19 protein-coding genes and 1 tRNA gene are annotated in these 15,690 nt (G+C 59.5%); 11 read left to right on the top strand and 9 right to left on the bottom strand.

The genetic code is table 11. The annotated features are described in order from the left end of the window. Positions 1-58 precede the first annotated feature (58 nt). Positions 59-838 (bottom strand): phosphatidylcholine synthase, encoded by a 780-nt coding sequence (gene pcsA, locus KX729_RS00185; RefSeq protein ID WP_219740448.1) that lies wholly within the window; start codon positions 836-838, stop codon positions 59-61. Positions 839-975: 137 nt separating this feature from the next. On the opposite strand from pcsA, the gene KX729_RS00190 reads away from it, so the two are divergent. Next, positions 976-2,181 carry a UbiH/UbiF family hydroxylase gene (locus KX729_RS00190; protein ID WP_219741171.1) on the top strand — a complete coding sequence of 402 codons (1,206 nt, stop codon included), beginning with the start codon at positions 976-978 and terminating at the stop codon, positions 2,179-2,181. On the opposite strand, the gene KX729_RS00195 is transcribed toward KX729_RS00190, so the two are convergent. After that, complete coding sequence (locus tag KX729_RS00195) at positions 2,158-3,120, bottom strand: AEC family transporter (RefSeq protein ID WP_219740449.1); 963 nt, start codon at positions 3,118-3,120, stop codon at positions 2,158-2,160. The two genes, KX729_RS00190 and KX729_RS00195, sit on opposite strands and share 24 nt — an antisense overlap. A 50-nt stretch (positions 3,121-3,170) precedes the next feature. Then, a complete protein-coding gene (locus KX729_RS00200) occupies positions 3,171-3,926 on the bottom strand; it encodes a cytochrome c biogenesis CcdA family protein (RefSeq protein WP_219740450.1) in 756 nt (251 codons plus the stop codon). 204 nt (positions 3,927-4,130) lie between these two features. Here KX729_RS00200 and KX729_RS00205 point away from each other — a divergent pair. Beyond that, positions 4,131-4,206 (top strand) — tRNA-Lys (locus tag KX729_RS00205). Positions 4,207-4,746: 540 nt separating this feature from the next. On the opposite strand, the gene KX729_RS34510 is transcribed toward KX729_RS00205, so the two are convergent. After that, the gene (locus KX729_RS34510; RefSeq protein WP_219740451.1) at positions 4,747-5,043 is read right to left on the bottom strand and encodes a P27 family phage terminase small subunit; all 297 of its coding nucleotides are present in this window, start codon (positions 5,041-5,043) and stop codon (positions 4,747-4,749) included. Positions 5,044-5,451: 408 nt separating this feature from the next. Between KX729_RS34510 and KX729_RS00215 the strand changes: the two genes are divergently transcribed. The 3 genes from KX729_RS00215 (at position 5,452) to KX729_RS00225 (ending at position 8,895) form a co-directional block, all read left to right on the top strand. Continuing rightward, on the top strand, positions 5,452-5,712 hold the full coding sequence (locus KX729_RS00215) for a hypothetical protein (RefSeq protein ID WP_219740452.1): 261 nt from the start codon (positions 5,452-5,454) through the stop codon (positions 5,710-5,712). 42 nt (positions 5,713-5,754) lie between these two features. Continuing rightward, the gene (locus tag KX729_RS00220) at positions 5,755-5,961 is read left to right on the top strand and encodes a hypothetical protein (RefSeq protein WP_219740453.1); all 207 of its coding nucleotides are present in this window, start codon (positions 5,755-5,757) and stop codon (positions 5,959-5,961) included. A gap of 1,392 nt (positions 5,962-7,353) precedes the next feature. Continuing rightward, positions 7,354-8,895 carry a DegQ family serine endoprotease gene (locus KX729_RS00225; protein WP_219740454.1) on the top strand — a complete coding sequence of 514 codons (1,542 nt, stop codon included), beginning with the start codon at positions 7,354-7,356 and terminating at the stop codon, positions 8,893-8,895. Between the two features lie 11 nt (positions 8,896-8,906). On the opposite strand, the gene KX729_RS00230 is transcribed toward KX729_RS00225, so the two are convergent. Then, positions 8,907-9,200 (bottom strand): hypothetical protein, encoded by a 294-nt coding sequence (locus KX729_RS00230; protein WP_219740455.1) that lies wholly within the window; start codon positions 9,198-9,200, stop codon positions 8,907-8,909. Between the two features lie 176 nt (positions 9,201-9,376). Between KX729_RS00230 and KX729_RS34210 the strand changes: the two genes are divergently transcribed. From KX729_RS34210 to KX729_RS00240, 3 genes are all read left to right on the top strand, one after another. Further along, the gene (locus KX729_RS34210; protein WP_281423202.1) at positions 9,377-9,502 is read left to right on the top strand and encodes a hypothetical protein; all 126 of its coding nucleotides are present in this window, start codon (positions 9,377-9,379) and stop codon (positions 9,500-9,502) included. A 138-nt stretch (positions 9,503-9,640) separates the two neighbouring features. Then, positions 9,641-10,216 (top strand): NADPH-dependent FMN reductase, encoded by a 576-nt coding sequence (locus KX729_RS00235; RefSeq protein ID WP_219740456.1) that lies wholly within the window; start codon positions 9,641-9,643, stop codon positions 10,214-10,216. 94 nt (positions 10,217-10,310) lie between these two features. Beyond that, a complete protein-coding gene (locus tag KX729_RS00240) occupies positions 10,311-10,493 on the top strand; it encodes a hypothetical protein (RefSeq protein WP_219740457.1) in 183 nt (60 codons plus the stop codon). Positions 10,494-10,565: 72 nt separating this feature from the next. Here KX729_RS00240 and KX729_RS00245 read toward each other — a convergent pair whose 3' ends face one another. Then, a complete protein-coding gene (locus KX729_RS00245; RefSeq protein ID WP_219740458.1) occupies positions 10,566-10,826 on the bottom strand; it encodes a DUF2171 domain-containing protein in 261 nt (86 codons plus the stop codon). Positions 10,827-10,925: 99 nt separating this feature from the next. Next, entirely contained in the window at positions 10,926-11,267 is a 342-nt protein-coding gene (locus KX729_RS00250; RefSeq protein WP_219740459.1) for a hypothetical protein, read from the bottom strand. Between the two features lie 196 nt (positions 11,268-11,463). Between KX729_RS00250 and KX729_RS00255 the strand changes: the two genes are divergently transcribed. From KX729_RS00255 to KX729_RS00265, 3 genes are read left to right on the top strand one after another with little or no spacing between them, the layout of a single operon-like run. Then, positions 11,464-12,798, top strand: coding sequence for an efflux RND transporter periplasmic adaptor subunit (locus KX729_RS00255; protein WP_219740460.1), 1,335 nt, complete (start codon positions 11,464-11,466; stop codon positions 12,796-12,798). Positions 12,799-12,808: 10 nt separating this feature from the next. Further along, complete coding sequence (locus tag KX729_RS00260; protein ID WP_219740461.1) at positions 12,809-13,522, top strand: ABC transporter ATP-binding protein; 714 nt, start codon at positions 12,809-12,811, stop codon at positions 13,520-13,522. After that, on the top strand, positions 13,512-14,717 hold the full coding sequence (locus KX729_RS00265; RefSeq protein WP_219740462.1) for an ABC transporter permease: 1,206 nt from the start codon (positions 13,512-13,514) through the stop codon (positions 14,715-14,717). Before KX729_RS00260 ends, KX729_RS00265 begins: the two co-directional genes overlap by 11 nt. Before the next feature lie 117 nt (positions 14,718-14,834). On the opposite strand, the gene sufA is transcribed toward KX729_RS00265, so the two are convergent. After that, the gene (gene sufA / locus KX729_RS00270) at positions 14,835-15,224 is read right to left on the bottom strand and encodes a Fe-S cluster assembly scaffold SufA (RefSeq protein ID WP_219740463.1); all 390 of its coding nucleotides are present in this window, start codon (positions 15,222-15,224) and stop codon (positions 14,835-14,837) included. A 76-nt stretch (positions 15,225-15,300) separates the two neighbouring features. After that, complete coding sequence (locus KX729_RS00275; protein ID WP_219740464.1) at positions 15,301-15,681, bottom strand: SUF system Fe-S cluster assembly protein; 381 nt, start codon at positions 15,679-15,681, stop codon at positions 15,301-15,303. Between the last annotated feature and the right edge of the window lie 9 nt (positions 15,682-15,690).

The raw sequence follows: 15,690 nt of genomic DNA on the forward strand, positions 1-15,690 counted from the left end.
TGATACCGTTTTTGTTGCTGCGCACAACATGAAAGACGAGCTTGAGGTCAAGCTCAGACTATTTTCCAAGGTTGGGGAAAAGCTGCAGCACGCCGCCGATGCAATAGAGATAAAGGCCGCTGATCACGACGCCCCACACCACCCAGGAGGGGCTGTTGAAATCGTTCAGCAGCGAATAACCGCCAAGCGCGCACCAGATGAGGCAGATCCCGAGATTGAGAGGCCTCAGCCGTTTGACCCGCACCGGATGCAGGAAGTTGATCGGCAGGAAGGTGAGGATGACGGAAACGGACACGAGGATCAGCGCCGCGGTCGCATTGGCATGCGTCACGAAAAGCGTGAAGACCACCATGTTCCAGACGACCGGGAAACCGGAGAAGAAATATTCATCCGTCTTCATGCCCATGTCGGCATAATAGATGGCGCTCGAAACGACGATCGCGCCGGCAGCGACGAAGGACCAGGGCTCGCCGATCATGCCGCTCTTGTACAGCGCAAAGGCCGGCAGGAGCACGTAGGTGACGTAATCGATGATGTTGTCGAGCGTGTCGCCCGACCAGTTGGGCAGCACTTCCTTGACGCGCACCTTGCGGGCGATCGGCCCGTCGATGCCATCGACGAGGAGAGCAAGGCCCAGCCACCAGAACATGTGGACGAACCGTTCTTCGGAGGCCGCGACGACACCGAGGAAGGCAAGGAAGGAACCGGAAGCGGTCAGAAGATGGACCGAAAAGGCGCGGATTTCCGCATAGGGCACTTTCCGATAGTTGAAGATTCGTCTGATCACGCCGTCTGTCCGCCTCTCTTTTTGTCGGGCAGATATGCGGCCAATCAACATGCATTGCAACCGGAGAAGCCCTCGCCCTCAGGATAAAGCCGGGTTTTTCCATGCTGCGCCGCGATGCCCCATGGATATGCCGCGACGGGCGTTCTAGATAAAACAACATGAATATCGACGAACGCAGGACGATGGACATGCAGCATTTCGAGATCGCCGTGGTGGGCGGAGGGCTTGCCGGATCGATTGCCGCCCTGGCGCTGGCGCGTGTTGGCCGCAAGGTCGCGCTGATCGCGCCCGGATCTGAAAAAGCCGACGAGCGGACGACGGCGCTGATGGACCAGTCCATCCGTTTTCTGGAGCGTCTCGGCATATGGGATGACATTGCACCGTCTGCCGCGCCGCTCTGCGTCATGCAGATCATCGACGGTACCAAGCGGCTGCTGCGGGCGCCGACCGCGCAATTCCGCGCTCAGGATGTCGAGCTTTACGCCTTTGGCTACAACATCCCCAACCCCGCCTTGTCCGGAGTATTGAGCGCGGCCGTCGATGCAGAAGCCAATATCTCGAAGATCGACGCGAGTGTCGAAACGCTCGACTATACGGATGAAAGGGCGGCCCTGACGCTTTCCGACGGCGCGATCGTCACCGCCGATTTCGTCATCGGCTCGGATGGCCGTAAATCGAAGGCGCGCGAGACCGCCGGCATCGGCGTTCGCACCTGGTCCTATCCGCAATCGGCTGTGGTTCTGAATTTCGTCCACACGTTGCCGCACGGCAATATCTCGACCGAGTTTCATACGGAGAACGGGCCGTTCACGCAGGTTCCCCTGCCCGGCAACCGCTCCAGCCTCGTCTGGGTGGTGAAGCCAGACGAAGCGCAGCGTCTGCTGGCGTTGCCGACGCCCGAGCTTTCCCGCCAGGTCGAAGACCGGATGCAATCGATGCTCGGCAAGGTGAGCGTGGAAGGCCAGCCGCAGGCATGGCCGCTGTCGAGCCTGATGGCCGACCGTTTCGGCAAGGGGCGCCTCGCCCTGATCGGCGAAGCTGCGCACGCCTTCCCGCCGATCGGCGCGCAAGGCCTCAATCTCTCGCTTCGTGACATCATTTCCCTGCAGGAACAGCTCGCGGCCACCGGGACGGAACGGCCGATCCCGGCTGATGCCGGCGAACGCTTCAATCGCCACCGTCGGCCGGATGTAATGAGCCGTACGTTCGGCGTCGATCTTCTTAACCGCTCTCTGCTGTCGGATTTTCTGCCGGTGCAGATGTTGCGGGCCGCCGGGCTGCATATCCTGACCAAGGCACCGCCGCTGAGAAACCTCCTGATGCAGGAGGGTGTTGAGCCGGGCCGCGGTTTCCGCTCGATCGTTGAGACGCTAAGGCACGAGATCCGGCGGTAACAGGCCGGAATGGATGAGGTAAAGCACGAGCGGCAGGGTCGCCACGGACAATGCCGTGGTAATCAGGATGCTGGCTGATGCCCTCTCCTGCCAGACGCCATATTGCTGGCCGATGACGAAGACATTGGTGGCGGTCGGCAAGGCCGACAGCAACACCGCCGAATAGACCCAGACCGGATCGAAATTGCCGATAATCGATAGAACCGTATAGGTCGTTGCCGGTAGCAGGATCAGCTTGAAAACCGAGATATAGCCGATCTCCACCGGGACGCGCTTGATTGGCCGCAGCGCCAACGTTACGCCCATGGCAAACAGAGCACACGGTGCTGCAGCTTGCGCCAGATAATCGACCAGCCGCAGGAATGCTTCCGGAGGCTTTACCGCGAAGGCGGCAAATGCAAAACCCAGTGCTGTCGAGATGATGAACGGATGCAGGACAACCTTCTTGGCGATATCTGCAGCGACCTCGCCCGCCGGCCGCTTGTCGCCGCCGGCCAGCGCCATCATCGTCGGCGCCATGATGAAGTGGAAGGCGTTCTCGAAGCAGACAATCAACGCCACCGGCACGGCCGCCGCCTCACCGAAGGCCAGTAGCGCCAGACCCGGCCCCATATAGCCGATATTGCCATAGGCGCCGGCAAAGGACTGGATGGTGCAATCGGCGAAAGAGTTGCGGCGGATGAAATATCCGATGGCAAACAGCAGGAAAAACACCAGATAGGTCGCGCCGATCTCGCCGAGGATGAAATCGATGCGCGTCAGTTGCTCGACCGGCGTGCGCGAAACCAGCTTGAAGAACAGCGCCGGCAGTGCCGCATAGATGATGAAGATATTCATCCAGCCGAGCGCTTCGGCGGGCTGCTTAAACCATTTGGCGGCAATATACCCGATCAGAATCAGCCCGAAAAACGGCAGCAGCAATGCAATGATATCGGCCATGGTATCCTGATGCCCGCGGCGATCGGGCTTATTAGCAGATGCTTTCCCCGTTAGCCGATTTGCATCAGGATTGGAAAGGTCTGCTGGAACCAGATTGCGACCGAACTGACGAATCCGAAGATAAAAGCAAGGCCGGTCAGGATAAGGAACACGCCCATGACCTTTTCGACCATGCCGAGATGACGGCGGAATCGGGTCAGGAAGCGCATGAACGCGCCGGAAAATCCGGCGGCGATCCAGAACGGAATGGCCAATCCGAGCGAATAGATCGCCAGCAGCATCGCCCCCTCGCCGACCGTATCACGCGAGGCCGCAACACCGAGGATTGCACCGAGTACCGGTCCGATACAGGGCGTCCAGCCAAAGGCGAAGGCAAGTCCCATGACATAGGCGCCGGACAGCGTCGCCGGCTCGCCGCCGCCCTGGAACCGCGCCTCGCGCGCCAGCACGCCGATGCGGAAGACACCGAGAAAATTCAGACCCATGATGATGATGATGACGCCGCCGATCTTCGAGAGAAGATCGAGATGCTGGCGAAGCAGCACGCCGATCGTCGAGGCGCCGGCGCCGAGCGCCACGAAAACGGTTGCGAAGCCGAGCGTGAAGAACAGCGCAGCTATCATCACCGCCCGGCGCGTATCCCTCGCTGATTCGACGACGGCGGCGTTTCCTCCGCGGAACTGATCGACGGAAATGCCGGCCATATAACAGAGATAAGGCGGGACTAGCGGCAGAACGCAGGGCGACAGAAACGACAGAGCGCCGGCGAGAAGAGCGCTCAGAAGGGATATTTCGGCAATCGACACTTAAAAGCTCCGACAGGCGGGCTTTCAAGGAGCCCCGTTCGCCCCCGAATTAATGTCTCGAAGCCCTGAATGCCAATCACCTTTTCGCTTCGCTTGGGAAAAGCGGCAAGAAGCCGCAATTTTGCTTCTTTTGCGGGTTGACCGCAGGGGGGCACCTGCCTATGTTCCGCGCACTTTCAGGGACGCGCTTCGTCGCGGCCACGGGAGAGCGTAGCTCAGTCGGTAGAGCAACTGACTTTTAATCAGTAGGTCCAGGGTTCGAATCCCTGCGCTCTCACCAAAAACATCCAATGATCTCAATCACCTAAGCAATGCAATTGGTGGAAATCATTACCTCAGAATACCGCCGTTTACCGCATATGGTGCCGGTTTAAGTCACATAGATGGCACTCGGCACACGGAAACCGCCCTGCCCTGTCGGGCAGAGTGGCGGCTGCCGACCGCTGGTTACATCGCGGGCGGTGGTCTGGCGCGCTTTTGGTTCTAGGCGGCAATCAAATACTCCGCACGAACAAGCCGATGCGGGCGACCATACGATTCTCCGATGATCGATAAGGCATGCAGCGGGCTGCCTGGGGATGTGCGAGAACGGTCGGATTAACCCGTGTAGTCCGTGAAAGGTGACGGTCTGCCCGACGACGAATCTATACGGAAGTTCTTCGGCCTTCGCCGCGGTATTAGAGACGAGCGATCTAACTGAAAAGCGCGGCCAAGAGCCTTGGATTTTGGATGCCGCAGCGCTTTCAGAAAGCGAACTGCAGCTTCTCCCTTGCCGTGTGGATCTGGAATAGGGCTATCATCGAACACCCAAGCCGGGTGGCTACGTGTCGCCGAGGGCGTCGTCTTCGTCTGATCCAACGGCGCCTCCTTTATTCTTCGTGTGGCGGGCAGGCGTCAAGCCGAGCTTTGTGGCCAGCCTGCGAGAGGATTCCACGGCTTCCTTGACGAGGGTTGTTGCTGGGTGTCGCTTTATTTCACCGGTTGATGACACATACGTTGGGCCGTCCTTGCCACGATGCTTTCCGCCTATCGCATGTTGGCGACCGCCAGGCAGTAGGCCCTCGACCGTGCCTAGCTCGTGCGCGGCGATCTTGCTATCGGCGACGAGTTGCGGCAAGATGCGGCGTCGTCCGGTGCTGTGACTGCTGCTTTACGACCGCGAGCCATCGAATTTCTCCAGATAGTTGGCCAAGGCTTTCTCGCGGATGGCCTCTATGAGTTCTGGGGATAAAATAGAGATGCCTCCTTCCCTCCGCCCGGGTAACTTCACCCACAACTGGCCAGACGGCTGTGATCGAATATTGCAGTTGCGGAGCCTGAAGGGGAAAACGTCAACCTCAAAGGCCGCAACTAATTCGGAGCCACTCGCCGGAATGCACGATGCCGGTCTCATATTGCAGATCTGAAAGGTAACCTCGGTCATTCGAACGCATAACTGCGGCGCTCGCGCACTACAATCCCAGACCGACAGCGGCGTCTCGACGATCGTGGCGGCGACGACGGACGCCTCACGGTTTTCGTACCAATGGCCGACAAGCTGCATCATGGCCTCGACGAGGTCGGCTGGTATAATTTCGAATTATTCCTCGATCTGGTAGCCGAGAAGGGACTCGAGATGAGCCTGCGAGGCGTCGATCTTAGCCTAATGAGTGCGTCGTTATCGTCATGGAGCAGACGCAGATTCTCCTTCGCATCGTCCAAGTCGACGATTGCCATCGCTGAAGTTCCTGGAGAGAATTGCGAAGATGACTACGCCGCTGGTTCAGGGGCGTTAGTCAAAAATTGACGACCGCCCCCTATGCGTGTTGTGGAGCAACAGGAGGCAGGTATGCGTGACACCATCCAGAACAAGTTCTCGGGCATCTATGGTGAGTTGATGATTCTCAGACAGAGCATGTGGGCGCACAACTCCAAGTGCTCTCGCACACAAAAAGATGACATTATTCGGCTGACTGACGAGCTTAGAGAGCTCCAAAGTGAAACGGTTGACTTCATAGATTCGCAGGAAGACCAAATCCGCCTTCTTCGCGGATAGCCTTCCGTCGGTTGCATGTGTCGTGGAATGGCTGCCAGTTGGACCGCGACCAGAATAGGCGCATGTCACCTTTTGCTGCGATGATGTGGTCCATCATATTAGCCTTGCGGCCGCAGCCGTATGCACATAGCGGGTTGCCGAGATCCGCCAGCCAAGCCTTGCTCTCGCGTGACCATTGGGCTGTGTAACCACGGCTGGCGGCGGTGCCCACGCATCATCATTCCGCTTTTGGTTAGCAACTGCCGCCTTTAGACGGCAGTCGTATTTAGTGCCGTTCGGTTCAGCGAAACCGCGGGGACATAAAACGTTGGGCGCGAGTTGTCATCATTTATTCCGCTTGACACGGAAAGGTTGCTCAGCAATATAATTCCCGTCAAATATAGGGAGGCGAATAAGATGAGGAGAGCATTTGCAATTCTAACTCTAGCCGGACTATTCATGCCGAACGTGTCTAGTGGCTCTGATCTAGGATTTGTAATGCAGGCGAAATATCCACCGTCGATCAACATCTTAGGCCGCACTGAGAGTCCCAGACTTTCCCCCAGAAATAGTGACACGGAAATTGCATGCAGCGGTTTGTATAGTCGATGCGATAGTCAAAACCCATGTTGCAAAGGATACTCCTGCTCAATGTGCGATGCGAACGGATATTGTGAGTGCAGATAGGCAAGTGACTGGATGCGAAATCAGATCCAGCATCCAGTCATTGCAATTACGCCACCGGCCGCTACGAGGCGTAGTCCATAACCGAAGACACGGCAGCCGCAAGAGAATAGCCCTGTTTATCCGCTTTCGGAAAAGGCTCTTTCCTCAGCCGGTGGACATTAAAAATTGCTCATCTTCCCCAGCAAAACCCTGCATTACAAAAACTTCAGGTTTCATTTGACGGCCGAGGACCAACTGTCTGCAATGCTGGCTCATCCAAGCCATTGAAATTAAAAACATTCTCGAAGTCCTGAATCTCTCAGAGGCTGTAATTCCGTCGAAAATGCGGCGCCTGAAGGCCAGCCAACCTTATCTATAATTAAGCTGACGTTTCAACGGCCGAGGCGTAAGCCTTTCTCAAGGCTGAATACTGCCGGCGACCACAAGGAGGTCGTGACGCGACAGTATGAGACAGTCGGGACTATCTGAAGACCGCGGAGCTCGTCATGCGTCCGTCCACCTCCAAACTCCAGCATTTGCCGGCCTGTCACACGTCCTGCAGCGCCGCGCATCGGACTGGCACGCCTACCGACCGATTGCGACCGTGATATCCCGCAGCCGATAGCTGTCCGCAATCCTCCATATCCGAAAACACATCCTGACCGGCAACGGCCTACGCCGTCGCACGACCACCTATGCCCGCAGACCGCCCTCTCGTTTGCGCGGCACCAAAGAAAGGAAAAGACCATGTCCGACATTCTCCGCAAACACCGGTTCGCAGCGCTTCTCGGCGCAGCCATCATCGCAGCACCGCTCGCGCTGCCGATGGTCATCGGCAACAATGCCGCCTACGCGGCCGCCGGCACGTCCACGGCCGTGCCCGGCATTGTCGCGCCGGGCGGTTCATTCGCTCCCGTCGTCGCGGCAGACAAGCCGGCCGTCGTCACCATCACCACCACGATGAAGGCCGAAAACGTCAGTTCCGACGACGACAGTGATTCTCCGCTTGGCGGCAATTCGCCTTTCGACGAGCAGTTCCGGCAGTTCTTCGGCCAGCAGGGTGTCCCGATGCCTCGCCAGGCGCCGCAGCAGCGCCAGCAGGCTCAGCGGGCCGAAGCGCTCGGCTCGGGCTTCGTCATCTCGTCCGATGGCTATATCGTCACCAACAACCATGTCATCGACAAGGCGATGAGCATCAAGGTCACGCTCGACGACGGTAGCGAAGTGCCCGCGAAGCTGATCGGAGCCGATCCGAAATCCGACCTCGCCGTCATCAAGATCGAATCGAAGAAGCCACTCGCCACCGTCACCTGGGGTGATTCCGACAGGCTGAATGCCGGCGATCAGATTCTTGCGATCGGCAATCCTTTCGGTATCGGCACGACGGTCACCGCCGGCATCGTTTCGGCCCGCGGCCGCGATCTGCACAGCGGTCCTTATGACGACTTCATTCAGATCGATGCGCCGATCAACCATGGCAATTCCGGCGGTCCGCTGGTCGATCTCGAAGGCAAGGTCGTCGGCATCAATACGGCGATCTATTCGCCGAACGGCGGCAGCGTCGGCGTCGGGTTTGCCATCCCGTCCGATCAGGCCCAGAAGGTCGTCGCCAAGCTGATGAAGGACGGCTCGATCGAACACGGCTTTATCGGCGTGCAGATCCAGCCGGTGACGTCCGACGTTGCCAATGCGATCGGGCTCGACAAGGCGGAAGGTGCTCTGGTCGCCAATGTCAGCGGCAGCACGCCGGCCTCCAAGGCGGGCATCGAGACCGGCGACGTCATCACCGGGCTCGGCGGCCAGCCCGTGAAGTCGCCGCGCGATCTGTCGCGCATGGTGGCCGATCTGGCTCCGGGCGCCAAGCAGAGCCTTACCGTCTGGCGTCAGGGCGCACCGAAGGATCTCAGCATCACGATCGGCGGCAATGACAGGGACGAACAGCAGGCTTCCGCCGATGACGGCAAGAAGTCGGGCTCGGAAGCGCAGCGCGTCCCGACAATCGGCATCGGCCTTGCGGATATCACTCCGGATGTTCGTCAGGCGCTGAACCTGTCCCGGCGTGAAGCGGGCGCCTTGATCGAAAGCGTCGCTCCCGACAAGCCGGCCGCCGATGCCGGCCTGCAGCCGGGCGATGTCATCGTCTCGGTCAACCAGCTGCCGGTCAAATCGGCCAAGGAAGCCAAGAGCGCCGTTGCGGATGCCGGCAAGGCCGGTCGAAAGTCGGTATTGCTGCTCATCCAGCGCGGCGAGAACCAGACCTTCGTGGCGGTTCCCTTCGCGATTGGCTGACCGCCATCGGATCAATGAAGTTCCATCGCCCGGTCATTCTGGCCGGGCGATGCCGTTTCGGTCAGCTCGCGCCGGTCCAGCGGCCGCGAAAGAATGGCGGACAATTCGGAGAACCGCCGTCTTGCCCGCGCAAGCAGCAGCGCATCGGCAATCGGCAGGTCGATCACTTCTTCCAGCACACGCATTACCCGCTTTGCCGCCTTGCGCATGTCGCGCCGCGCCATGTCGCTGCCGACGATCTCCGCCGCCAGCTTGTACATCCGCCGATAGCTTGCCGCCTCTGCGGCTGCTTTTATCCATGTCATATGGAGCTCAGTCATGACCGCTTAAATGCGTTTGGCGGGCAAAAAGTCAGGCTCGACCTATTCGTGGAGTCAATCTCATTTTAACCAAAACTTAAGCGTGAATTACCGGTTGCTGATGAAATCGGTTAACGGAACCTTGCCCGGTGCGGGCCGTTGTCGGCGCAAAGGAGCTTATCATGCGAATTATTTTCGTAGTTCTCGTCGCCTCGGTACTCAGCATTCTGGCGTTCAAATATGCGGATTCCTCGCTTGGCGGCGGCCAGATCATGGCAAGCCCGATGGAGCTGTCGGCGCAAAACTGATGCGCTTCCATCCTCGCCGAACGTGATATTTCCTGTCCACCCAAAACTAGGATCATGTCCGCTTGACCGGCGAGCCATCACAGCCCTAGTTTCTCGGCGCCCTACTTCAATTGATTTTCCGGACCCCGAGAGGATTCCATGGCCAAGCCCAAGATTGCCATCATCATCACCAGCACGCGCGACGTCCGTTTCGGCGAAAAGCCGGCACAGTGGATTTATGACACCGCTTCGAAGCGTGACGACATGGATTTCGAAATTGTCGACCTGCGCGATTTTCCGCTGCCGTTCTTCAACGAAAAAGCCTCCAACGCCTGGGTTCCGACGGAAAACGAAGTCGGCCAGCGCTGGCAGAAAAAGGTCGCCGAGTTCGACGGCTATATCTTCATCACGGCTGAATATAACCGTACGATCACGGCCGTATTGAAGAACGCGCTCGACTTTGCCTATCCGGAATGGAACCGCAAGCCGGCGGCCGCCGTAGGTTACGGCAGTGTCGGCGGTGCCCGCGCCATCGAGCATCTGCGTAACATCGCCGTCGAGCTCCAGATGGCGCCGACCCGGTTCGGCGTTCATATCGGCGGCTCCGACTTCTTCGCCGTCTGGCGCGACGGCAAGCCGCTGACCGAACTTACCCATCTCGACGGTCCGGTCGCAGCCATGCTGGACGACCTCTCCTGGTGGGCAAACGCACTCAAGGCCGCACGGCAGGCCTGATCGGCCTATCACGACAGACAATGACAAGGGTTCCGGCGTCTGCCGGAACCTTTTTCGTTTCGGCGTATTGTCCGGCAATCCAGGAGGATATGCCATGAACGCCCGAAATGCTTTGATTGCCTTTGGATCGGCCATTGCGGGTGGCCTGATCGTCGCATTGCTGATGCATCCGGCCGGACCGACGACGACGGCTTCCAAAACCGATCGCCTGAGCGGACCGCCGGCTGAAACCGCATTCCTGCCGGAACGCTTCGGCGTTCCAAGCTCGACGCAGTAAGCCCTCGCAAAACTCCAAAACGAAAAGCCGGCGGCTCGCGAGAGACGCCGGCTTTTTCATTCGTCGCAGTTGTCAGTGAACGGGCTTGCCGCCTTCTTCCTCTTCGAAGGAAACGGCGACATCGCCATCTGCAGAAAGGCGCACCCGGTTGCCTTCGATATCGGCGACCAGTTCGAGCGAAACGAAGTGGTGATGGCCCTTATGACTGCCCTCACCGCTATCCTTCTTGGTCAGCTTGATACGGCCGCCTTCGACGCGGTCGACGGTGCCGACATGGACACCGTCCGCGCCGATGACTTCGGCATGTTCCTTGATACGTGCTGCATCGATCATGGGAAATCTCCTTGGTTAGAGCGTTCATTCAACGCTTCAACAAGGAGATCGATGCATGCCGAAATCGAAATTTGCCGAAATCGAAATTTAACGCCGAACTTACTGATGCAGAGTGTAAGTCGACATCTGGCAGATGTCCTGGCTGTCTTCGAGCGGGTTGAGATTCGATTCGGCGGTGAACTCGAAACGCAGGTCGTATTTGCAGGTGCGGCGACCATCGCCGATGGTGATCTTGATGCTTTCGCCCGGCTCCAGAACGTCGTCGCCGAAGACATCTTCTTCCCAGCTCTTCACACCGACCGGCGACGTGAAGAAACGCTCGAGCGTTCCGTTGGTCTTGTTGATGATCGTGAAGACGACGTCGTCTGCGGCACGTGCGGCGGCCGAAGAAACGAGAGCAGCAGCAATCGCTCCGGCAAGAACCGAAATTTTCCTGGTCATGGATATATCCCCTTTACCCCCGTAATCGGGTACCCTCCTGTAGCATATCCTGTTTAAAACTGCATGAAGTTCTAAGCATCCCCGCAACACTACCTTACCGATATTTAAGTTTCCTCCACACCCATTTCATGCCATTGAAAGGATAGAGAAATCTCGCCATGGACATGCTTCCGGCGGATTTGCGCCGCATGACGGCATGAAGGCGGAAAACCGCCTGAACTTTTCCCGAACAGAGGATGCGACGTTGAATATCCAGAAGACCCCAGACCCGGCCGAAAAGACGAGCCCAGCGCCCGATCTCGCCGCGATCCTGGCCGCCTCCGGTACCCGGCGCAAAAAGGGCCGGCGGATCTTCTGGCCGTTGCTTCTCATGATCGTCGGTGCGGGCGCTGCCGCTGCCTATTTTTACGCTGGAAGCGGCGGGCCGCGTTTCGATTATACCACTCAGCCGGCAAAGACAGGCGATTTGGCGGTTATCGTGACGGCAACCGGATCGGTTCAGCCTACGGACCAGGTCGATATTTCAAGCGAGCTTTCCGGCACCGTGCGCAAGGTGAACGTCACCTATAACAGCACGGTCAAGCAAGGCGACGTGCTGGCCGAACTGGATACCAACAAGCAGGAAGCCGATGTGCAGAGCGCGCGCGCCCAGCTTGCCTCCGCAAGAGCCAATGTTCTGAAGGCGGAGGCGGAAGCGGGATCCGCCAAGAATACGCTCGATCGCCTGACCGGCCTCGTCAGCAACCGTATTTCCACCCAGCAGGAACTGGATGCGGCGAAATTCGCTTACGATTCCGCGCTCGCCAGCAAATCAGTCAATGAAGCGACCGTGCTTTCGGCCGAAGCCAACCTCCGGCTTGCAGAAGTCAATCTCTCCAAGCTGAAGATCGTCTCGCCGATCGACGGTGTCGTGCTGACACGCGACGTCGATCCGGGCGCAACGGTTGCCTCCTCGCTTAACGCACCCGTCCTGTTCACCATTGCCGGCGACCTTCGGCGCATGGAGCTGCAGGTTGCAGTCGATGAAGCCGATGTCGGCCAGGTGGAAAAGGGCCAGACCGCCAAATTTTCCGTCGACGCCTATCCGGAGAGGCATTTTCCGGCAAAGATCCAGGATGTGCGCTTCGCATCGGAGACCGTCTCCAATGTCGTGACCTACAAGGCGATCCTGACGGTGGACAATGCCGACCTGTTGCTCCGCCCCGGCATGACCGCGACAGCCGATATTACGGTACAGTCGGTTGCCGGAACGCTGCTCGTGCCAAATGCCGCGCTGCGCTATTCGCCGCCGGAGACCGCTCGAGCACGCGGCAGCTTCCTGACCCGGCTTTTTTCGCCGCCTCGCCCGCGCGGCAATCGCGGCGGCGATGCGGCCACCACCGGCCGGGCCGTCTACGTCCTACGCGGCGAAACTCCCCAGCGGGTACGGGTCGAAACGGGCGCGACCGACGGCCAGTTCACGGTCGTCAAATCCGGCGAGATCAAGGAAGGCGATCGACTGGTTACCGATGCTGCGGCACGGGCGAACTGAGGAGGCCGGCATGACCTCACCGCTCATCGAATTCCAGCAGGTCTCGAAATTCTACGGCCATGGCGAGGCGACCATCCGGGCTCTCGACCGCATCGATCTGACGATCCACTCGGGCGAATTCGTCTCGATCATGGGACCGTCCGGCTCCGGCAAGTCGACCGCGATGAACATTATCGGCGGCCTCGATCTGCCCTCGTCTGGCGAATATGTCTTTCAGGGCATCCCGACCAGCGTCTTCGACCGTGCGCAGCTGACGCTTTTGCGGCGCCATATGCTCGGTTTCGTTTTTCAGGGGTTCAACCTGCTCGCCCGCACTTCGGCGGTCGAGAATGTCGAGCTGCCGCTCGTCTATCGCGGCATGGACCACAAGGAGCGGCGACGGCGCGCGCTGATCGCGCTGGAACAGGTTGGCTTGAAAGGCCGCGAGGGACATACAACGCAGGAGCTTTCCGGCGGCCAGCAGCAACGTGTGGCGATCGCCCGCGCGATCGTGACCGATCCGGCCGTGCTTCTGGCGGACGAGCCGACTGGTAACCTCGACACCCGCACCAGCGTCGAGATCATGGACCTGATTACCCGGCTCAATCGCGAGAACGGCATAACCGTCATCATGGTGACCCACGAGGAAGACATCGCGGCTTACGGCAAGCGGCTGCTGCGCTTCGTCGACGGGCATCTCGCTTCCGACCAGACCCAGGCAAAGGAGCCGGACCATGTTCTTTGAAACGGCCAAGCTTGCCTGGCGGGCGATCAGCCGCAATCTGCTGCGCTCCTTTCTGACCGTGCTCGGCGTGGTGATCGGCGTCGCCGCCGTCATCGCCATGGTGACGGTCGGCAACGGCACGACGGCCAAGGTGCAGGCGGAGCTTTCGCGGCTCGGCACCAACACGCTGTTCCTCCGCCCTGGCCAATGGGGTCCGGGCCGCGCCAGCACGGAAGCGAAACGCTTTAACGACAAGGATGTTCTGGCAATCCAGGATCAGGTGACCGGCCTGCGCGCCGTGGCGCCGCTGAACCGCGGCACGGCGACGGTGATCGCCGGCGGCGCCAACCATTCGTCCTCGGTGATCGGCACCACCAACGATTATCTAATCGCGCAGGACTGGGACCTAGCGCTCGGCCGCAAATTCCTGTCGAACGAAGATCGCGGCAGCCAGGCGGCGTGCATCATCGGCGAGACAGTGCGCAAGGAGCTGTTCGGTTCGGCCAATCCGGTCGGGCAGAATATCCGCGTCAGCAACGTCTCCTGCCCCGTCATTGGCGTCTTGGCTGTCAAGGGGCAGTCGGGCCTCGGCGACGACCAGGACGATACGGTGATCATGCCGCTTAAGCTGCACCAGCGGCGGATCGGTGGCACGACAACGATCGGCAGCATCATCCTGTCAGCTCAGGACGGCGTCGCGACCTCCAAGGTTCAGTCGGATGTGGAAAGCCTGCTGCGCGAGCGGCGTCGCATAGCCATCGGCCGGCCGGACGATTTCTCGGTCAACGACATGTCGCAGATCGCCGCGGCGATGACCGGCACAACGGTGCTTCTGACCGGCCTGCTCGGCGCGGTCGCCGCGGTCAGCCTGCTCGTCGGTGGCATCGGCATCATGAATATCATGCTGGTCTCGGTGACGGAGCGCACCCGGGAGATCGGCATACGGCTTGCCATCGGCGCGCTGGAGCGGCAGGTGCTGACGCAGTTCCTCGTCGAGGCGGTGATGCTGTCGATCTTCGGCGGCGTGACCGGCATCGTCACGGGACTGGCGCTGGCCTTCGGGGTTGTCAGCCTGCTCGACGTGCCATTCGTGGCAAGCCCGACGATCATCCTGCTGGCCTTCGCCTTCTCGGCGGCGATCGGCATGGTGTTCGGGTATTTCCCAGCAAGGCGGGCGGCACAGCTCAACCCGATCGAAGCGCTGCGGCACGAGTAGCGTGGACAAGGCGCAAGCTGTCATGCTCGGGCTTGTCCCGAGCATCTATCCACGTCGAATATGTTGAGAAGGCTTGGATCCTCGGGGCAAGCCCGAGGATGACGACAGCAGTGGCGCTTAAACGCGCGCTTCCGCTTCACGCTGCTTGGCAAGCGCCGCCAGATCGGCTGGCTTCAATTCAACAGACTCACCGCAACCGCAGGCGGATGTCTGGTTCGGGTTCACGAAAATGAAGCCCGAGCGCATCTGGGTGACTTCGAAATCCATCTGGGTGCCGAGGAGATAGAGAACCGCGGACGGCTCGATCCAGACCTTGGCGCCGGAAAGCTCGATCAGGTCGTCCTTGGCATTCGGCTCGGAGACGAGATCGATCGTGTATTCCATGCCGGCGCAACCGCCCTTCTTGATCCCGACACGGATGCCCTTGGCGTCCGCACCGGAATTGCCGACGATCTGCTTGACGCGGGTCGCGGCGGCATCGGTCATCGTCATCACTGCAAAGCCCATGGGCTCATTCTCCTTCAACAACCGGATTCAAGGTCCGACGTTTCCGATTCAAATGTAATGTCCGGTCGTAAACGGATCAATACCAACCGACGGCGACCTGCGCCTCTTCCGACATGCGCTCCGGTGTCCACGGCGGATCGAAAGTCATTTCGACTTCCACGCCCGAGACGCCTTCCACGGCGCTGACTGCATTCTCGACCCAGCCCGGCATTTCGCCGGCCACCGGGCAGCCCGGGGCGGTCAGGGTCATGACGATCTTCACCATGCGATCGTCTTCGATATCGATCTTGTAGACCAGACCGAGTTCGAAGATGTCGGCCGGGATTTCCGGGTCGTAGACGGTCTTCAGCGCCGCGATAATGTCATCGGAAAGCCGGGCAATCTCTTCGTCCGGAATGCTGGACTTGATGATCCCCTCGCGGGCATCCCACTTCGGAACCGTTTCATCGATAGCCATGGCAAAAAT

This window comes from Neorhizobium populisoli, assembly GCF_019430945.1.
Lineage (GTDB): Bacteria > Pseudomonadota > Alphaproteobacteria > Rhizobiales > Rhizobiaceae > Neorhizobium > Neorhizobium populisoli.

What these genes read in the sequence shown, in the direction of transcription:
- pcsA (WP_219740448.1), bottom strand. Translation starts at nt 838, where the DNA reads ATGTTGATTGGCCGCATATCTGCCCGACAAAAAGAGAGGCGGACAGAC.
- KX729_RS00190 (WP_219741171.1), top strand. Translation starts at nt 976, where the DNA reads ATGCAGCATTTCGAGATCGCCGTGGTGGGCGGAGGGCTTGCCGGATCG.
- KX729_RS00195 (WP_219740449.1), bottom strand. Translation starts at nt 3,120, where the DNA reads ATGGCCGATATCATTGCATTGCTGCTGCCGTTTTTCGGGCTGATTCTG.
- KX729_RS00215 (WP_219740452.1), top strand. Translation starts at nt 5,452, where the DNA reads ATGGCCGACAAGCTGCATCATGGCCTCGACGAGGTCGGCTGGTATAAT.
- KX729_RS00220 (WP_219740453.1), top strand. Translation starts at nt 5,755, where the DNA reads ATGCGTGACACCATCCAGAACAAGTTCTCGGGCATCTATGGTGAGTTG.
- KX729_RS00225 (WP_219740454.1), top strand. Translation starts at nt 7,354, where the DNA reads ATGTCCGACATTCTCCGCAAACACCGGTTCGCAGCGCTTCTCGGCGCA.
- KX729_RS00230 (WP_219740455.1), bottom strand. Translation starts at nt 9,200, where the DNA reads ATGACATGGATAAAAGCAGCCGCAGAGGCGGCAAGCTATCGGCGGATG.
- KX729_RS34210 (WP_281423202.1), top strand. Translation starts at nt 9,377, where the DNA reads ATGCGAATTATTTTCGTAGTTCTCGTCGCCTCGGTACTCAGCATTCTG.
- KX729_RS00235 (WP_219740456.1), top strand. Translation starts at nt 9,641, where the DNA reads ATGGCCAAGCCCAAGATTGCCATCATCATCACCAGCACGCGCGACGTC.
- KX729_RS00240 (WP_219740457.1), top strand. Translation starts at nt 10,311, where the DNA reads ATGAACGCCCGAAATGCTTTGATTGCCTTTGGATCGGCCATTGCGGGT.
- KX729_RS00245 (WP_219740458.1), bottom strand. Translation starts at nt 10,826, where the DNA reads ATGATCGATGCAGCACGTATCAAGGAACATGCCGAAGTCATCGGCGCG.
- KX729_RS00250 (WP_219740459.1), bottom strand. Translation starts at nt 11,267, where the DNA reads ATGACCAGGAAAATTTCGGTTCTTGCCGGAGCGATTGCTGCTGCTCTC.
- KX729_RS00255 (WP_219740460.1), top strand. Translation starts at nt 11,464, where the DNA reads ATGAAGGCGGAAAACCGCCTGAACTTTTCCCGAACAGAGGATGCGACG.
- KX729_RS00260 (WP_219740461.1), top strand. Translation starts at nt 12,809, where the DNA reads ATGACCTCACCGCTCATCGAATTCCAGCAGGTCTCGAAATTCTACGGC.
- KX729_RS00265 (WP_219740462.1), top strand. Translation starts at nt 13,512, where the DNA reads ATGTTCTTTGAAACGGCCAAGCTTGCCTGGCGGGCGATCAGCCGCAAT.
- sufA (WP_219740463.1), bottom strand. Translation starts at nt 15,224, where the DNA reads ATGGGCTTTGCAGTGATGACGATGACCGATGCCGCCGCGACCCGCGTC.
- KX729_RS00275 (WP_219740464.1), bottom strand. Translation starts at nt 15,681, where the DNA reads ATGGCTATCGATGAAACGGTTCCGAAGTGGGATGCCCGCGAGGGGATC.